Source organism: Oleiphilus sp. HI0043 (assembly GCF_001634935.1).
Map to the genome: position 1 here is coordinate 1 of NZ_LWEY01000452.1, position 744 is coordinate 744.

Annotated in this window: 1 protein-coding gene; it reads right to left on the reverse strand. The window is 42.1% G+C overall.

All coding sequences use genetic code 11. From position 1 onward, the window contains the following. Positions 1-526: TGS domain-containing protein (locus A3729_RS05825; protein WP_156497710.1), on the reverse strand; the 526-nt coding region annotated here is incomplete at its 3' end. Between the last annotated feature and the right edge of the window lie 218 nt (positions 527-744).

The following is a 744-nucleotide window of genomic DNA, read 5'->3' on the forward strand; positions in this document are numbered from 1 at the left end:
CATGGTGATACAAAGCTGGCGTATCGGTCTTGGCGATATTTTCGTCAAGAATTTCCATTTTATAAGTTTCACCACGCGCTTCGAAAGCATCTCGTGCTTCTTGCCAGCTTACGGTCTTCTTAACAACGTCATAGCTCTTCTTAGCAAGCTCAAGCATACGCTTCTCGAGGGCTGCCATATCTTCTTCAGTGAGACGATGCTCTAAATCAACATCATAGTAGAAGCCATTTTCAATCGTTGGGCCAATCGCCATTTTGACATCAGGCCAAAGCTGCTTAATTGCGTGACCAACAAGGTGAGCGCATGAGTGACGCAATATTTCAAGGCCATCTTCATCTTTTGCAGTGATAATACTTAGTGTGGAATCTTCTTGAATCAACTCACAAGCATCGACCAATACATCATTTACGCGACCAGCGATGGTTGCCTTGGCAAGACCTGGACCTATATCTGCAGCAACATCCAATACGGATACAGCATTTTCAAACGAACGTTGACTACCATCAGGAAGCGTAATAACTGGCATATCTACCTCAAAATCAGTGGTGGCCCTTACTAAAGGTCACATGAGTTAAAAATTAAAAAATTACAAGCGCGCGATTCTAAACAAAAAACAAGTAAATTTGTACCGATATCTCCAAGTTTACGTTGATCGATGCACATCAATACTAAAACTGCGACCTTATTCCTAAGTGGCTCCAAAAAAGAAAAAACCCCGACACTCATTGAGTATCGGGGTTTTTA